Annotated in this window: 19 protein-coding genes; 13 read left to right on the top strand and 6 right to left on the bottom strand. The window is 69.3% G+C overall.

From position 1 onward, the window contains the following. Positions 1-23 precede the first annotated feature (23 nt). A complete protein-coding gene (locus ACZ50J_RS19835; protein WP_464298880.1) occupies positions 24-701 on the bottom strand; it encodes a Crp/Fnr family transcriptional regulator in 678 nt (225 codons plus the stop codon). A gap of 100 nt (positions 702-801) precedes the next feature. Here ACZ50J_RS19835 and nth point away from each other — a divergent pair, with 100 nt between their 5' ends. Both nth and ACZ50J_RS19825 read left to right on the top strand, forming a co-directional pair. After that, on the top strand, positions 802-1,563 hold the full coding sequence (gene nth / locus ACZ50J_RS19830; protein ID WP_464298879.1) for an endonuclease III: 762 nt from the start codon (positions 802-804) through the stop codon (positions 1,561-1,563). After that, on the top strand, positions 1,560-2,213 hold the full coding sequence (locus tag ACZ50J_RS19825; RefSeq protein ID WP_464298878.1) for an NUDIX hydrolase: 654 nt from the start codon (positions 1,560-1,562) through the stop codon (positions 2,211-2,213). Before nth ends, ACZ50J_RS19825 begins: the two co-directional genes overlap by 4 nt. 63 nt (positions 2,214-2,276) lie before the next feature. Here the strand turns inward: ACZ50J_RS19825 and ACZ50J_RS19820 are convergent, their stop codons facing one another. From ACZ50J_RS19820 to ACZ50J_RS19810, 3 genes are all read right to left on the bottom strand, one after another. Then, a complete protein-coding gene (locus ACZ50J_RS19820) occupies positions 2,277-2,678 on the bottom strand; it encodes a phage holin family protein (RefSeq protein WP_464298877.1) in 402 nt (133 codons plus the stop codon). Between the two features lie 123 nt (positions 2,679-2,801). After that, on the bottom strand, positions 2,802-4,097 hold the full coding sequence (gene nhaA / locus ACZ50J_RS19815; protein ID WP_464298876.1) for a Na+/H+ antiporter NhaA: 1,296 nt from the start codon (positions 4,095-4,097) through the stop codon (positions 2,802-2,804). Positions 4,098-4,290: 193 nt separating this feature from the next. Further along, entirely contained in the window at positions 4,291-4,983 is a 693-nt protein-coding gene (locus tag ACZ50J_RS19810) for a TetR/AcrR family transcriptional regulator (protein ID WP_464298875.1), read from the bottom strand. Between the two features lie 123 nt (positions 4,984-5,106). Between ACZ50J_RS19810 and ACZ50J_RS19805 the strand changes: the two genes are divergently transcribed. From ACZ50J_RS19805 to ACZ50J_RS19755, 11 genes are all read left to right on the top strand, one after another. Then, a complete protein-coding gene (locus ACZ50J_RS19805) occupies positions 5,107-5,547 on the top strand; it encodes a nitroreductase family deazaflavin-dependent oxidoreductase (RefSeq protein WP_464298874.1) in 441 nt (146 codons plus the stop codon). Beyond that, positions 5,544-5,897 carry a DUF2568 domain-containing protein gene (locus tag ACZ50J_RS19800; RefSeq protein ID WP_464298873.1) on the top strand — a complete coding sequence of 118 codons (354 nt, stop codon included), beginning with the start codon at positions 5,544-5,546 and terminating at the stop codon, positions 5,895-5,897. The genes ACZ50J_RS19805 and ACZ50J_RS19800 overlap by 4 nt, the downstream gene beginning before the upstream one ends. Positions 5,898-5,900: 3 nt before the next feature. Continuing rightward, positions 5,901-6,557: a hypothetical protein gene (locus tag ACZ50J_RS19795; RefSeq protein WP_464298872.1), complete on the top strand. Its 657-nt coding sequence runs from the start codon at positions 5,901-5,903 to the stop codon at positions 6,555-6,557. Further along, the gene (locus ACZ50J_RS19790; RefSeq protein WP_464298871.1) at positions 6,554-7,390 is read left to right on the top strand and encodes a Fic family protein; all 837 of its coding nucleotides are present in this window, start codon (positions 6,554-6,556) and stop codon (positions 7,388-7,390) included. The genes ACZ50J_RS19795 and ACZ50J_RS19790 overlap by 4 nt, the downstream gene beginning before the upstream one ends. 749 nt (positions 7,391-8,139) lie before the next feature. Beyond that, on the top strand, positions 8,140-8,844 hold the full coding sequence (locus ACZ50J_RS19785; RefSeq protein ID WP_464298870.1) for a CpaE-like family protein: 705 nt from the start codon (positions 8,140-8,142) through the stop codon (positions 8,842-8,844). After that, complete coding sequence (locus tag ACZ50J_RS19780) at positions 8,841-10,043, top strand: TadA family conjugal transfer-associated ATPase (protein ID WP_464298869.1); 1,203 nt, start codon at positions 8,841-8,843, stop codon at positions 10,041-10,043. The genes ACZ50J_RS19785 and ACZ50J_RS19780 overlap by 4 nt, the downstream gene beginning before the upstream one ends. Next, on the top strand, positions 10,040-10,735 hold the full coding sequence (locus ACZ50J_RS19775; RefSeq protein ID WP_464298868.1) for a type II secretion system F family protein: 696 nt from the start codon (positions 10,040-10,042) through the stop codon (positions 10,733-10,735). Before ACZ50J_RS19780 ends, ACZ50J_RS19775 begins: the two co-directional genes overlap by 4 nt. Continuing rightward, positions 10,732-11,301 carry a type II secretion system F family protein gene (locus ACZ50J_RS19770; RefSeq protein WP_464298867.1) on the top strand — a complete coding sequence of 190 codons (570 nt, stop codon included), beginning with the start codon at positions 10,732-10,734 and terminating at the stop codon, positions 11,299-11,301. The genes ACZ50J_RS19775 and ACZ50J_RS19770 overlap by 4 nt, the downstream gene beginning before the upstream one ends. Before the next feature lie 81 nt (positions 11,302-11,382). After that, positions 11,383-11,610: a DUF4244 domain-containing protein gene (locus ACZ50J_RS19765; RefSeq protein ID WP_464298866.1), complete on the top strand. Its 228-nt coding sequence runs from the start codon at positions 11,383-11,385 to the stop codon at positions 11,608-11,610. A 68-nt stretch (positions 11,611-11,678) separates the two neighbouring features. Continuing rightward, positions 11,679-12,026, top strand: a complete 348-nt coding sequence (locus tag ACZ50J_RS19760; RefSeq protein ID WP_464298865.1) for a TadE family type IV pilus minor pilin — start codon at positions 11,679-11,681, stop codon at positions 12,024-12,026. Continuing rightward, positions 12,023-12,424: an Rv3654c family TadE-like protein gene (locus tag ACZ50J_RS19755; RefSeq protein ID WP_464298864.1), complete on the top strand. Its 402-nt coding sequence runs from the start codon at positions 12,023-12,025 to the stop codon at positions 12,422-12,424. Before ACZ50J_RS19760 ends, ACZ50J_RS19755 begins: the two co-directional genes overlap by 4 nt. A 6-nt stretch (positions 12,425-12,430) precedes the next feature. Here ACZ50J_RS19755 and ACZ50J_RS19750 read toward each other — a convergent pair whose 3' ends face one another. Both ACZ50J_RS19750 and ACZ50J_RS19745 read right to left on the bottom strand, forming a co-directional pair. Then, positions 12,431-13,885 carry a hypothetical protein gene (locus ACZ50J_RS19750; protein WP_464298863.1) on the bottom strand — a complete coding sequence of 485 codons (1,455 nt, stop codon included), beginning with the start codon at positions 13,883-13,885 and terminating at the stop codon, positions 12,431-12,433. A 138-nt stretch (positions 13,886-14,023) separates the two neighbouring features. After that, a complete protein-coding gene (locus ACZ50J_RS19745) occupies positions 14,024-14,932 on the bottom strand; it encodes a GNAT family N-acetyltransferase (RefSeq protein WP_464298862.1) in 909 nt (302 codons plus the stop codon). Positions 14,933-14,947: the final 15 nt, after the last annotated feature.

Raw genomic sequence — 14,947 nt, 5'->3', positions numbered from 1 at the left:
GTATGTCGGGTCAGTATGTCGGGTCAGCGTGCCCGGCGCTGCAGGCGCTCGGAGTCCATCAGCGTGACGGCTCGGGCTTCCAGCTTGATCCAGCCGCGCGAGGAGAAGTCGGCGAGCGCCTTGTTGACCGTCTCGCGGGAGGCGCCGACCAGCTGGGCGAGCTCCTCCTGGGTCAGGTCGTGTGCCACGAGGATGCCGTCGCCGGACGGCTGACCGAAGCGTCGGGACAGATCCAGCAGCGCCTTCGCAACGCGGCCCGGCACGTCGGTGAAGACGAGGTCGCCGAGAGCTTCGTTGGTACGGCGCAACCGTGCGGCCAGTGCAGAGAGCATGGTCATCGCGATCTCGGGACGGGTCCCGAGATAGGCGGTCATGTCCTGGTGGGAGAGGCCGACCAGCTCGGTGTCGGCGATGGCGCTCGCGGTCGCCGTACGCGGGCCGGGGTCGAAGAGGCTCAGTTCCCCGAGCATCTCGCCCTCGCCGAGGATGGCCAGCAGGTTCTCCCGGCCGTCCGCGGAGCGGCGGCCCAGCTTCACCTTGCCGCCGGTGATCACGTAGAGCGAGTCACCCTGCTCGCCCTCGTGGAACAGCTCCTGTCCCCGGGCGATCTTGGTGCGGGTCATCGTCGACAACAACGCTTCTGCGGCGTCGTCGTCCAGAGCGGCGAACAATGGCGCTTTGCGCACAGCCTCGGTATCCACGATGTGCAGTCTGCCACGTGCCACGGCCGGAAGTTGTGCAGCTCACATCTCCTCGCGCCCCGCGAGTCGCTGTCCGACCCCGGGCATAAGGTCGTATGTCGTGAAGCCCATCGACGTCTCGGCCGAATCAGACCTGGCTCGCACCCGTCGGGCACGCAAGATGTTCCGTGCATTGCAGGAGCAGTTCCCGCACGCGCACTGCGAGCTCGACTTCACCACACCGCTGGAGTTGCTGGTCGCCACCATCCTGTCCGCCCAGACCACCGACGTCGGCGTCAACAAGGTGACACCGACGCTCTTCGCGCGCTACCCGGACGCTGCTGCGTATGCCGCCGCCGACCGCGAGGAGCTGGAGGAGCTGTTGCGGCCGACCGGTTTCTTCCGGGCGAAGGCCAACTCGGTGATGAACCTCGGGCAGGCACTGGTCGAGCGGTTCGACGGCCAGGTCCCGCCGAAGCTGGCGGATCTGATCACCCTCCCGGGAGTCGGCCGCAAAACCGCGTTCGTGGTGCTCGGCGACGCCTTCGGTGTGCCCGGGTTGACCGTCGACACCCACTTCGGTCGCGTGGTACGTCGCGCGGGCTGGACCGATCTGGAGGACCCGGTCAAGGTCGAGCACGCCATCGGTGAGATGTTCCCGCGCAAGGAGTGGACCCAGCTCAGCCACACCCTGATCTTCGAGGGTCGGCGCATCTGCCACGCCAAACGGCCCGCGTGCGGCGTGTGTCCGATCGCGCGGTGGTGCCCGTCATACGGCGCGGGGGAGACCGATCCGGACAAGGCGCGCAAGCTGCTGAAGTTCGAGCTGGCTCCCGGAGCGACCCGGCCGGAGGGTGTGCCCGAGCCGGTCGCGGTCCTGTGACCGGCCCCTCCGCCGCGCCCGAGCCCGACTGGCTGCGCGAGTTGGAACAGCGCGCCCACGAGGCGCCGATGGTCGCGGGGCTGCCCGAGGCGGAGGGGCGGGCCTCGGCGGTGCTGATGCTCTTCGGTCCCGACGAGTTCGGTGGCCAGGACGTCGTGCTCACCGAGCGGGCAGCGACCCTGCGCAAGCATGCCGGGCAGGTGTCGTTCCCCGGCGGTCGCGTCGACCCGGGCGACGTGTCCGCTGCGGACACGGCACTGCGCGAAGCGCACGAAGAGGTCGGCCTCGACCGCGACGGCGTCCGTGTCGTCGGCGTGCTGCCGGCGCTGCCGCTGAGCGTGACGGGCTTCCGGGTCACCCCGATCGCCGCGTGGTGGGAGCGTCCGTCACCGATCGGTGTCGTCGACACGGCGGAGGTCGCGCGGGTGGAGCGGGTGCCGCTCGCCCAGCTGGTGGACCCGGCCAACCGGTTCAGCGCGGCGGTGCCCGGGCGGGAGTTCGTCGCGCCCGCCTTCGAGGTCGACGGGCTCTACGTGTGGGGCTTCACCGCGATCCTGCTCGACGCGACGTTGCGGCTCGCCGGTCTCGAGCAGCCCTGGGACCGCGCCGACCGGCGTCCGGTGCCGAGTCGCTATCTGCAGGGCGGCTGATCCGGCTCGGCATACATGACGAAAGCCCCGGGCGAACCCGGGGCTTTCGTCTGCGTGCGAAAATCAGACCTTCGGCGGCTTGACCGCGGCGACGGTGCGCTGCGCGTTGTCGATGGTGCGAGCCGGCTTGCCCTTGATCTTCCTCAGGGCGCTGACGCCCATCAGCGCGAGGATCAGGGTGATCACGAGCAGCACCCCGGCGGTGATCAGCATGCCGAGCCAGACCGACAGGCCCGCGGCGTGCAGACCCCAGGCGAGGGCGAGCAGCAGGAATCCGAGCATGTAGAGCGCAAAGAGTCCGGCACCGGCCAGCAGGCCCGCGCCCTTGCCGCCCTTGGCGACGTCCGCCTTGACCTCTACCTTGGCCAGCGCGATCTCGTCCTTGACGATCGCCTTCAGGTCGGTGGAGGCGTCCGCGACCAACTGGCCGAGGCTGCGCTCCGTGCCTTTGGTGGTCTGGGCCATCGATTACTCCTCGTCGTGGTTGTCGGCTCGCTTCGTCTGTTCTCGCCAGAATAAGCGCAACGAACTCACCGGTACCTTATCCATGCCACGGTCGTACCCAGCAAGCCCGGGCGCGGGCCGGCGTCAGTGCGCGGCCTGCGGACCTTCGTCCGCGTAACAGTCGGGGACACCGTCGCCGTCCGCGTCGCGAGACTCCATCTCGTGGATGCGTCGATAGGTCGCATTGCGCGATCGCAACAGCACGGTGGCGAGCAGCGCGGCCAGGATCGAGCCACCGAGAATGCCGAGCTTCACGTGCTCGTCGGCGACCGAACCGTCGCCGAACGCGAGCTCGCCGATGAGCAGTGAGACCGTGAAGCCGACACCGGCCAACAGGCTGAGGCCGAACACGTCGGACCAGGCGAGGTCGTCGTCAAGCTCCGCACGGGTCAGCCGCACCGTCATCGCGGTGCCGCCGAACACCCCGATCGCCTTGCCCAACACCAGGCCGAGCACGACGCCCACGGTGACCGGGTCGCGGAGTGCGTCGCCCAGGCCGCCGCCGACGACCGTCACCCCGGCCGCACAGAAGGCGAACGCCGGCACGCAGACCGCGGCGGACACCGGCCGCAGCCGGTTGTCGATGCGCGCACCGAGCGACTCGTGCTCACCGGGCAGCGCCGTCACCGGCACCAACAGGCCGAGCGCGACACCGGCGACTGTCGCGTGTATGCCGGAGTTGAGCACGGCGAGCCAGGTGATCAACCCAAAGGCAATGAGCAGCAACGGGTTTCGGCCACGTTTCATCGTGATGCCGAACGCGACGAGACCGAGGACCGCGACGACGAGCCAGAGCATGCTGATGCTCGAGGTGTAGAAGAGCGCGATGATCGTGATGGCGATCAGGTCGTCCACGACGGCAAGCGTGAGCAGGAAGGAGCGCAGTGCCGCCGGCAGGTGCGTGCCGATCACCGCCAGCACCGCCAGCGCGAAGGCGATGTCGGTCGCGGTCGGGATCGCCCAGCCCTTGAGGGCGCCTCCGCCATACAGCTGCCAGGCGGCGTACAGGATCGCCGGCAGGGCGACACCGCAGCAGGCGGCGACGATCGGCACGGCCGCCTTGCCGGGATCGCGCAGGGCTCCGTGGGTGAATTCGTGCTTCAGTTCGAGTCCGGCCAGGAAGAAGAAGATCGCCAGCAGCCCGTCGGAGGTCCAGTGCGCGAGGCTCAGCCGTAGATGCAGGATGTCGGGACCGATCTCGAAGGCGACCAGGTCGTGGTAGCCGTCGCGCCACGGGCTGTTGGCCCAGACGAGTGCGGCCAGTGCGGCGACGAGAAGGAGTGCGCCGCCGACGGTCTCTTGGCGCAAGAGTGCTGCGACCCGGCGGGCTTCGGGCCAGTCGCCGCGGGTGAACACGCGCGTGATGGGCCGGATCGTCATACGGAGCCTTTCGGTGTGCGGGGTCGTTCAGGGTCGCGAACAGCAACGCCGACCAGCCCGGCCGAAGGACGGCACATCCCACAGCACGGGTGTGGCGTTGAAGATGAGGGACGCATCTTCGGGCCACACTTCCCGGCACACCAGACTGCCATTTTACCGAGGGGGAGAGCAGCGGTCGAACTCGCCGAGGCACTCAGGGTTCGGGGAAGCCGATGGTCCGTGCGGCGGTGCGGAACGTGTAGGTGCAGATCTGGTCGCCGGGGTCGAAGCTGCCGACGAACTGACCGAAGAGGTCGAAGCTGATGACGCCGAACACTTGTGTCCAGGCGGCGGCGAAGCGCACCAGGACGCGTTCGGGCAGTGCCGTTTCGAGCGCGGCCGCGAGGTCCTTGGCCTGGCGGCGCAGTGCCGGGCCGGCGGCCGGCATCGGCGCATCATCGGCGAGTTCGCCGGCGGTCCACGCCGCATCCACCAGTTGTATGGCGGCAACCGGCACCCGGGCTGCGTCCACGATGGTGTCCTGGGGGGCGCGGTAGCCGGGGACGGGGGAGCCGTAGAGCAGGGCGTACTGGTGCGGGTTCTTCCGAGCCCAGTGGTGGATCGCCGCGCACAGTGCGATGAACCGGCGACCCGGGGCCGCGCGACCGCCTGCCGCGTCCTCGACGACGTCGGCCAGGTCCTGATAGCCCTCGACGATCAGCGCGGTCAGCAGCTCGTCCCGATTGGCGACGTAGCGGTAGACGGCGGACGACACCATCCCGAGATCGCGGGCGACAGCGCGCAAGGACAGCGCTGCTGCTCCGTGTTCGGCCAGCTGGGCGCGACCGGACTCCAGGATCCGTTGCATGGTGTCGACACGGGCACGTTCGCGAGGGGTCGGGCTCATCCACTCATGTTGACAACTGTGAGCGGGGAACACAAGAGAGAGCGGTGCTCTTGTTTTGTGGTCAGAAAAGGGCTACTCTCAATTTCGAGAGCGGTGCTCTCGGAATCCAGGAGAGGTCAACCCATGCCCGTTCAGCAGCTCGACCGCAGCACTCGGATCTTCAACGTCGTCGTGAAGCGACTGTCCCGCCTCGGCGTCAGCGCGTTCGGCGCGAAGGAACTTGTCGTGACCGGCCGCAAGTCCGGCAAGCAGCACAGCACCCCGGTCAACCCGTTGCGGGTCGACGGAAAGCTCTACCTCGTCGCGCCCCGTGGTCAGACGCAATGGGTACGCAATGTCCGTCATGATCCTCGAATCACGTTGCGCAGCGGGCGGTCCCAGGCGTCATACACGGCGCACGAAGTGCGTGACGAGACCGCTGTCCCGGTGATGCGCCACTACATGAAGCGCTGGGCATGGGAGGTCGGGAAGTTCTTCCCGGAGGGTGTCAGCGCGAAGTCGACCGACGCCGAGCTCGCCGCGGTCATCGTCGACCACCCCGTCTTCCGGCTCGAGCAGCAGTGAACGACACCGTGGGCCGCGCCGTCGGGGTCAACGACATCGTGGCGTTCTTCGTCGAGCTCGGTGCGTTCACGCTGCTCGGCATCTGGGCATGGCGGCTGGCCCCTGAGTCGGTTGTCGCACGAGTCCTGGCCGTCGTCGTGGTGCTCGGGGTGGCCGCGGTGTTGTGGGGACTGTTCGCCGCTCCGAAGGCGACCTACGACCAGCCGGTCCTCGCCATCGCGGTCAAAGTGCTCGTCCTGGGCGGGAGCGCCCTGGCGGCATACACGATCCTCCCGGTGTGGCTCGCGACGTGTTGGGCCGTGCTGGTCGTCGTCAACACGACCACCGTCACGGTCATGCGGTTGACTTGAGGTATGTCGCTGACGGATGACGAGATCGACGGTCTCGATCCCGCGGCGCGTCGGGAGCTGATCCGCCGGCTGCGTCATGGTGCGGTCGCCGACGCCTCGCCGGCGGTGGCCATCGAGCATCGGATGCGACGTCGCCGTGCGGTGGCGCTGACGGTGACCGCAGTCGCCGCGGCGTTGTTGGTGCCGTGGACGGCATACCTCGCGGTGACGTTGCCCGATCGCTACGTGGCGAAGGCATGGGCGCTGACCTGGTCCGGATTCGACGTACTGCTGATCATCCTGCTCGGGCTCACCGCCTTCTTCGCCTGGAAGCGCCGCATGTTGGTGGTGCTGACCTCGTTCGCGACGGGCGTGCTGCTGCTGGCCGACGTGTGGTTCGACATCACCACGTCCGACGCCGACGACCTGCACCTGTCGGTCGCCTCCGCCGTCCTCATCGAGATTCCGCTCGCGATCTTCCTGATGGGTATGGCGGTCGGCATCTCGTGGCGGGTCGCGGGTCTGCTCAATGCGGTCACCGGGCACGGTGGCGGGGGTCGCTGGCGGATGCCGATCAGCGCCGAGGTCGTGGACGACGAAGCCGACGGGATGTCGCGGCCTGCCGGCACCTATCCTCGACGGGTCCATGACGACCGGGCCGAGGAGAACGACACCCGATGACCGCAACCTTGACCGGCCTGACGGCACTGCCGGGAGTCGCGGACGCGATCGATGCCGCGCGCGAGGCGTGCACCCAATTGCGGTGGCACGGTGCGTTGCGCCGACGGGTGCCGGAGGTCGCAGCGGAGTCGCGAGTCCGTGGTGCCCGGGCGAGTGCGTTCCTGGAGGGTGCGGAATTCCCGGTCGACCTCGTCCGGGACGTCATCCGGGGTGCGACCCCGCTCGGTCACGACGGGCCCGAGGAACGGGTGTTGCACGGCGCGATCCAGGTGACCAGCGCGACCGAGCAGTTGCGGTCCGTCGTCCTCGCCGCGCCGGCCCAGGCGCTCGCGCGGTTGCACACCGCGGCGGCTGCCGACCTGGCCGAGGCCGACCAACTCGGCCGGCCCCGGTTGGCCGGTGAGTCCGCTTCCGAGTTGCGGGATCTCGGCGCACCGCCGGAGGCGTCGACGGCCGGAGCACGGCTGCGGGGCGTCATCGACCTGATCGCGAACTCGAAACAGGAACCCGGCATCCTCGTCGCCGCTGTCGCGCACGCGGAGATCGCATCAGCCCGACCGTTCGTGCACGGAAACGCAATGGTGGCAAGGGGATTGGAGCGGCTGCTGCTGCAGGTTCTCGGTGTGGAGCCCACCGGCGCGGTGGTCAGCGAGGCTGGCTACTCACGGCAGGGTGCGGTCGCCTATCAGGGGGCGCTCGCGGCATACAGCACGGGCGAGCCGGACGGCGTCGCGTTGTGGCTGCGGCACTACGCCGAAGCGGTCGTCGCAGGGGTCGCCGAGGCGACGTCGATCGCCGACGCGGTCCTCGCGGGGCGGCTGACCGCGCCCTGAGCCGCTTGCCCGCCGGGCCGGATTGTCCGCCCGGCAACACCCAGATTCAAGTCTTGTATGACGGCGCCGATCGGAGTAGACCTGTGGTCATCAACGACGGATGGGAATCCGACGACCACCGCTCTCGAAACCGGCACCCACGCGGAGACAGTCCACGTTATGGACCGCTCGTTCGGGGCCTTGCGCCCTGGCGACAAACCTTGAGGATGCACGCCTGGTAACTGGAGGTAGAAAGCGGTTGATGGCCTCGCCACTCCTCGGAGTGGCGGGGCCATCGTCCTGCGTGGGGGTTTTCGCGGCGCGGAGGACAGGGAAGTCCGGCCCGACCCGACATTGCCCGGAAAATGATGCGTCGAACGCACTCGGTGGCGGACATTCGGCGGCCGGATCGGCGTTGCTGAGCGGTTCCGGAATCCTTACTCAAGCCCCGCAGTTCTGCGGAAGGTAAGGATTTCTTATGGGAACTCTTCGGAGCATTGTGTTGCACTCGTCGGCCGATCACACTTGAACACGAAGCGCTCCCTTCCAGGTCGAAGCGCAGCAACGCGTTCCTAACCCCCCCCGGGGACACGTTGCGACTGAAGACCCCCGCCACCCCCCCCCGGCGGGGGTCTTCATATGTCCGGGACGGATGCCGACCGACCGCCTTCCGGTCCCCTCATCCACACCCCTTCTGGCGGACGGCCGGCATCCACAAGTAGCGACGCGGACACTTCGATTCGGGTTCCCGCGATCGCACGATCGGGTGCATGAACAACGTGCGGACGATCGCGGTGCTGGGTGGCGGCACCGGTGCGGGTGCCACCACGCTGCTGGTTGCCTTGGCGGTGCGGGCCCATGCGGCGGGCAGGCGGGTCGCCGCGATCGACGCCGATCCGTGTGGCGGCGGCCTCGACGTCGCGTTCGGTGTCGAGACCGAGTCCGGTGTCCGCTGGGAGGACCTGCTCGGCTCCGACGGTCCGCTCGACGGGGAACGACTCCTCGAGCGGCTCCCGTCGGCCGACGACGGACCGAGCGTGCTCTCGTTCGGCCGCCGGTGGTGCACCGTTGCCGGTGAGTTGCTCGACCGCACGATCAGCGGCCTCGGCGCCGTGCACGACGTGCTGCTCATCGACGTCGGCCGGCACCTCGTCGCGCCCGAGACGGTCGCCGGCTACGACGAGCTCCTTCTCGTCGCGCGGGGCACCGCCGCCGGACTCGCCGCCGCGGGCGCGACCGCCCAGCGCATCGGGCGACTGCCGCAGCTGGTGGTCCGGGGTGCAGGCTCGGCCGCGGCGCAGGAGGCCGCCGGCGCACTCGGGCTGGAGCTCGGGGCGCTGGTGCCGGACGATCGACGGCTGGCTGCTGACGCCGAGCGTGGTCTGCCCGCGGGTTCTCGTGCCCGGTCGGCATATGTCGGCGAATGCGATCGGCTGCTGCGCGACCTCCTGCTGTCCGGGGCGGCGGCAGCATGAGTACTTCGCGCAGCGATCCGGCCGTCGGCGACGCACTGTGGGCCCAGATCCGCGACGGCCGGTCGCCGACCAGCGAGAGCGTCGAGCAGCTCGCCGAGCTCGATGCCGCCGTGCTCGGTCGGCACAGTGTCCAGACTCTCGCCGGACGACTGCGCGCGGACGTGTTCGGTGCCGGCCCGCTCGAGCCGTTGCTCGCGGTGGACGGCGTCACCGACGTGCTCGTCAACGGAGTGACCGGGGTGTGGATCGACCGCGGCTCGGGCCTGGAACGCGCACCGCTGGAGCTGGGCGACGCGGCGGCGGTGCGTCGGCTCGCCGTGCGTCTCGCCACCCGTGCCGGGCGCCGGCTCGACGAGACGTCGCCCTTCGTGGACGGGCTGCTGCCCGGGGGAGTGCGACTGCACGCACTGCTGCCGCCGCTGGTCGAGGGTGCCGCGCACATCAGCCTGCGGGTGCCGCGGAGGGAACCGCCGGCGCTGACGCTCCTCGCCGAGTCCGGCACGTGCTGCCCGGAGGGTCTCGCGGTGCTGCGCCGGATCGTCGACGCCCGCGTGGCGTTCGTCATCAGTGGCGGCACCGGGTCGGGCAAGACCACCCTGCTGGCGTCGATGCTCGCCGAGGTCGAGGCGGCTGAACGCATCGTCGTGGTCGAGGACGTTCGCGAGTTGCAGATCGATCACCCGCACGTCGTCCGGCTGGAGAGCCGTGCCCCGAACGTCGAGGGACAGGGTGAGATCACCCTCTCGACGCTCGTGCGGCAGTCGCTGCGGATGCGGCCGGATCGACTGGTCGTCGGTGAGGTTCGTGGCGCGGAGGTGCGCGAGCTGCTGAGCGCCCTCAACACCGGACACGAGGGCGGGTGCGGCACCGTGCACGCCAACACCAGCAGCGACGTGTTGAGTCGATTCGAGGCTCTCGGTGCCCTCGCGGCAATGTCGGGCGGAGCCGTTCGCTCGCAGCTGGCCTCCGCCGTCAAGATCGTGATCCACGTCCGGCGCGAGGGGACCGCGCGGATTGTGGCCGAGATAGGCGTGATCGACCGGACCGGGGACCGCTTGCGGGTGGTGCCGGCCATGCGCCGCAGGGATGGACTGCTCCGTCCCGCCGAGGGCTGGGGCGCCCTCGCAGCTCTCTTCGACCAGCACGTCGTCGACCGCGCCGCGGTGTCGGACGGACCGGTCGGCGGTGAGCCGTCGTGACGGTGCTGGCTGCGGGATGCCTCCTGTTCGCGGTCCTGTGCTGGCCGGGACGGCCGGGGCCCGGCATACAGCAGGAAAAGCCGGGGTGGTCGTTCCGCGTGCGCCGGTTCGGGCGGCGAGCGCACAGCGCGGATCTGGACGCGCTGACGACGATGGTCGAAGGCATCGCGCCGGCGATCGCGGCGGGGGTCACACCGGCGACCGCGGTGGCGACCTCCGCGCTGCTCACCTCGGGCACGGTGTCCGCACCGGCGCTGCGCGACGACTTGCAGCTGCTGGCACGCCAGGCTGCTGCCGGCGCCGAGCTGGCGCCGCTGTGGGCGGGACTGGAGGCGCGACACGGGGTTCCGGCGCTCGGCGAGGTCGCCAGGGCGTGGGCGTTGTCCGAGCAGGTGGGATGCGCGATCGGCGACGCCCTGGCCGCGGCGACGGCGATGATGCGCGAGCAGCTCGACCTGCAGCGGCGGATCGCCGCCGCGACCGCCGGTCCGCGCGCCACCATGCAACTGCTGACGGTGCTGCCGATGCTCGGCGTCGGGATCGCGATGATCATCGGCGTGCCGCCCTGGCGGCTGTATGCCGGGCCGCTGGGTCTCGGTGTGCTCGTGCTCGGTTCTGGCTTCGTCGTCGCGGGGAGGCTGATGACCCGGCGGATGATCCGACGGGCGAGTGCGCCCACGGTGCTGGCATGACAGCCCTGTTGGTGGCGCTGACGGTGGCCGCGCTCCCGCTGCTGTGGCCGGCGCGTACGACGCCCGGTCCGGGCTCCGCCGTGGCTGACACGACGCCGCAGCGGAAGGTTGCAGCCGCCCGCGAGGAAGACGTGCTGAGCGTCGCTGGCGCGCTCGACCTGATGGCGCTCGCGCTCGGCAGCGGGGTGCCGCTGCTGACCGCGGTCGAGGTGGTCGCGGACCGCAGCGGCCCGGTGGTTGCGGGTCACCTCCGCCAGGTCGTCGCCGCGCTGCGGTGGGGCGTCGCCGAGGCGCGGGCCTGGGACGGACTCCCGAGCATGTGGCATCCCGCGGGACAGGCCGTCGCTCTGGCCGGCATGGCCGGGGTTCCTCCTGCCGGCCTGCTGTCGCGGGCCGCCGCCGACATGCGGCGAGCGGAGCAACGGCGCATCGAGGAAGCCACCGGGCGGCTGTCGGTGCTGGTCGTCATACCGCTCGGGCTGTGCTTCCTTCCGGCGTTCGCGCTGCTGACTGTCGTCCCGGTGATCGCGGCACTCGCCGGTGACTTGATGACCGGAATGAAGTGAGTGACCACAGGACCCGCGCCGGTGATGGTGCGCGGAAAACGCTCTCGCAGAGGGCAATTCATCGAGATGAGGAGAGATCACATGTCACGGAGGACGATTCGGCTGGGCGCGCGATTGCACACCCGCTGGTTGCAACTGGCGACCGCGCCGGCTCAGCGCAAAGAGGCAGGGATGACGACTGCGGAGTATGCCGTCGGCACGCTCGCCGCAGTGGCGTTCGCGGTCGTGCTGATGGCGGTGGTGAAGTCGGGCGCGGTCAAGAGCGCACTCACCGGCATCATCCAATCGGCACTGAGCGTCGCGTCCTGATGCCGGGGTGGTGGCCGCGGCGGGCTCGCGCGGGAGAGGCGCGCCGGGCCCGGCATACGGACGGCGGCATGGTCACCGCCGAGCTCGCGGCCACCATCCCAACGCTCATCTTCGTGCTGCTGATCGCGGTCAACGCGGTGATGATCGGCATCAACCAGGTGCGCTGTGTGGACGCGGCGCGGGTGGCGGCTCGGGCAGCCGCCCGAGGAGACAGCGCAACAGCCGTGCAGGAAGTCGGCGCTCGAGCGGGCCCGTCGGGCAGCACGGTTGTCGTCGCCGGTGGTTCTGGCGCAGCAGCAGAGGTCACCGTCACGGTGACTGCTCCGGTGCCCGGGCCGTTCGGCTGGTTGGTCGGTGGGAAGCCGCTGCGGTCGGCGATCACGACTCCGGTCGAGAATTCCGAGCCGGTTTCGTGAGGGGCCGGACGACGGATGCGGGAGAGCGCGGCTCCGCAACTGTTCTCGGGGTGATGGCCATCGGCGTGGTGTTGTTGTGCCTGATGGGTGCGCTCGCTCTGCTGTCCGCAGTCCAGGCGAGTCACCGAGCTCGTGCCGCAGCCGACCTCGCTGCGCTCGCGGGCGCGCAGGTGCTGGTCTCGGGAGACGCGCGCGCACCGTGCGACGTCGCTGCGGCGGTGGCAAGTCGCAATGGAGGGGCGCTGGTGGAGTGCGACATCGCGGGGGACGACCTGACCGTCGCGGTCACCACCCGGGCGAGCTGGCCCGGACTGGACCCGGCCCGTGCTCGGGCACGCGCCGGACCCGACCGGATGTCCGCTCCGGCCCCGGCGATGAGCCGGCCGCCCGCGGCCTGAGGTCGGTCATTCCAGGATGCCGCCGCGTTTCTCCCGCCACCACGTGGCGGCATCGCCGTCGGCCGCCCTGCTGTAGAGATCCGGGTGGTGGGTGATGCCGGCGGCGTAGACGCCGATGTCTCGGTAGTCGTCGTTGGACAGGTAGGGCTGCAGGTCGTCCTGATCGGTGAGGATCCCGGCGTGCGCCATCGCGGTGATGACGTTGGTGACCAGGCCGCGACCGTTGGCCTGCTTGATCAACAACCGCAGCCGTTCATCGTTGTCGGGCGTCGCAAGACGCGAGATGAGATAGGTCGCAAGCTGTCGCGTCACGGGGCGTTCGTCGGACGTACAGAGATCGGCGGCGGTATCGCACAGCGCCGGCGAGAACGGGCTGCAATAGATGAGCGTCGTCGCGTGATAGCGGAGGGCTGCCCGCTCGCTGCTGAGCGACAGACGGAGCAACTCCGGAAGAACACTGCCGTGCGGATGATCCGGCCAGGTGGTGGCCATGGCTGCCTGTGTGTAGATCGAGACTTCGCGTGTCACATCCCGGTCGGTACGGCGGCCGGTCAGGCGCGCGAGAGGATGAACGTTGTCGATGCGCCGAAGGATGGGTTCGCCGATCGCCTTCGGGAGCTCGGCGGCGAGTGTCGCGATCGGTTCGTACGATCCCAAGGACCACGACGCAAGCCGACGTTCCAGATCGGTAGCGATCGCCCGGTCCTGTGCCGCGGTGAACGATCTGCGGTCAGCGGGCGGCGACAACGCCAGTGCGTACTGCATCAGTCGGTGGTCCGGGACTGACGGCAACTCCGCGATCAACGTGTCGAAGACCTCCGGGTTGCGGATGTCGCTGACGACGCCCCAGGCATCGGTAGCTCCGGAGACCCCCTTGGCCGCAGTCAACTCCCGGACGGCCGCCAGGACGTGCATGGCATATCGGTCGCACTCCGCAATGGCGGACAACGCTTCGACCCGCAGGTAATAGGCGCTGTTGACTGCCCGCATTGCTTCATCCAGCAGAGCGCGGATCCACTGTGCTGCTAAAGCATCTGGCAGCAACGAGTTGTCGCGATAGGTGATGGCATCGACCATCATCAGCCAGTCACTGGCCGTGAACCGCTCCCCGTCGACGTACCGGACGTAGAAGTCATCGACGATCTGGTGTCGTGCTTCCTGCGACTTGGGCACCGTGCGCAAGGTGGCGAGACGACCCGATCCGGGGGCGTGCGGCGCCAGGCGGGCAGCGGACCGCAACGGGGCGCTCAGGGTGCCCGGAGGCATGTCGAGCATCCGTTCGTACTTCCCCAGCGCGGTGATGGCGATGTCCGACTCGCCGTTCTCCGTCCGTGAAACCTCCGTCTCGGACAGCGGCACGCCACGAGCGCGCGCTGCCGCGGCGAAGGCCTTGCCGGTCATCCCGCCGTACGGTGACGCCATCCGGTGTGACCACAACAGCCAGCCGGTCACAGCGTTCATATCCGCCAACGTGTGCCACGGACCCGAAACAGTTGGCCCCAACCCCACATGTCCCCTGCGTCGTGCAACCTCCCACATGGGCCTGATCCTCCACCTTGCACGCGATTCCGGCGACGGAATGGCAGGCATCTTGCAGAATCAGAAACTTGTGCAATCGTCCGCTGCGCCGCATCGGGCCGGTGAGGTCGAGGAATTGGCCGTGAGCTCGAATCGCTCAGCGCTGCAGATGTATGGCGTCGTGGTCGTGACACGGCGGAAGCCGGAACGCTCCAGAATCGGCCGGGAGAATTCCGTCGAATCCGAGTTGATCAGCGTCTTGCCGGCCCGCAGGGCGGCCTGGGCGCGCTTGGCGGTGAGTGCGCGGTAGATGCCGCGGCCACGCCATTCGGGCACGGTCGCACCGCCCCAGATTCCGGCGAAGTCGGTGTTCGGTACGGGGTCGATGCGCCCGGCGCTGATCGGTCGCCCGCCGGCCTCGGCGATCCACAACTCGACGCCCGGCGCGTCCGTGTCGTGCAGCCGGCGCAGTGTCGAGTCCACTCGCTCGTCGATGGTCTCTGGGTCGCCGAAGACGCCTGCCTGCATCCGGACCATCGCGGTGACGTCCTCGCGAGAGGTGATGCTTCGCAGCGAAACACCTTCCGGCACAGGAACATCCGCGGCAATGGCGGTCGCCTCACCGATCATCACCGACTCGACGTCCTCGGGGACGAACCGATGCTTGCGCAGCAAGCCGTCCAGGGCGGGCACCCCGTCGTGGCCGCGGGTCTTCCATTCGAACTCGGTGACCTCCGCGTCGGCCTCATAGTGCTCGATCGTTTCGACGATCAATTGCTCCAGCTCGGCATCGGTCGGCGTGCCGAGGGTCTGGTAGCTGACGAAGCCGCGACCGCTGTGGAATCGCCCCCACAGCAGCGGCCCGTGCCGCACGACGTCGGCCGTCGAACCCATCTCGGCGTCGGCCCGGAGTTGTTCGTCGTATGCCGCAAGCAGGCTCGCATCGTCCATCACGGCCATGACGATGCCGGTGAAAAGCCGTGTGGGCAAGCGAATTACGCGCCG

This window comes from Flexivirga sp. G2, assembly GCF_055397625.1.
The sequence above is the reverse complement of the archived record's forward strand: the minus strand, read 5'-3'. Positions and strand labels throughout refer to the sequence as shown.